The organism is Aquipuribacter hungaricus (assembly GCF_037860755.1).
In the GTDB taxonomy this organism is placed as follows: Bacteria; Actinomycetota; Actinomycetes; order Actinomycetales; family JBBAYJ01; genus Aquipuribacter; species Aquipuribacter hungaricus.
Genome location: NZ_JBBEOI010000486.1, coordinates 1 through 785, shown reverse-complemented (window position 1 = coordinate 785; position 785 = coordinate 1). Strand labels below are relative to the sequence as shown.

Sequence of the window (785 nt, the reverse complement as noted above, 5' to 3'; positions counted from 1 at the left end):
GGGGTCGTCGACGCGGGCGGCGCGGGGCTCGTGCTGGCGCTGGTGGCGCTGCGCGACGTCGTCCACGGCACCGCCGGGGCGGTCGAGCCAGGGGACCCAGGGGCGACCGGCACCCCGGCGGGCGCACCCGGGCCCGGCGCCGTCCCGGGTGCCGACCTGCAGCCCGGCGGGCCCGGCTACGAGGTGATGTACCTGCTCGCGGCTGACGACGAGGGCGCCGTCGACACGCTGCGGGCCGCGCTGCTCGCCCTGGGCGACAGCGTCCTCGTGGTCGGGGGCGGCGACCTGTGGCACGTGCACGTCCACACCGACGACCCCGGTGCCGCCGTCGAGGCCGGCCTCGCGGCGGGTCGGCCGAGCGCCGTCCGCATCACCCACTTCGCCGCCGCCCGCGCCGCGCAGCACGAGCGAATTGCCGACGCCGCCCTGCCACGAGACCAGGCGCACGGCCACGGACCCGGGCTGGCGGTCGTCGCCTGCGCGGCGGGCGCGGCCACCGAGGAGCTGTGCCGGGCCGGCGGCGCCACCGTCGTCCCGAGCGCACCGGGGGCGAGGGCCAGCACCGGCGACCTGCTCGCGGCCGTCGTCGCGGCAGGGGAGGGCGGCCGCAGGGTGCTCCTGCTGCCCAACGACGCGGAGACGGCGGCGGTCGCGCACCAGGCCGCCCTGGCCGCCGAGGAGCAGGGCGTCACCGCGGTCGTCGCGCGGTCCCGCTCGCAGGTGCAGGTGCTCGCCGCCCTGGCCGTGCTGGGCGGCGGCCCGGTCGACGACGTCGTCGGGGCGCT

Annotated in this window: 1 protein-coding gene; it reads left to right on the top strand. The window is 80.3% G+C overall.

Features of this window, described 5'->3' with window-relative positions:
* On the top strand, positions 1–785 hold a 785-nt coding region (locus WCS02_RS20790), incomplete at both ends, for a DAK2 domain-containing protein (protein WP_479688816.1).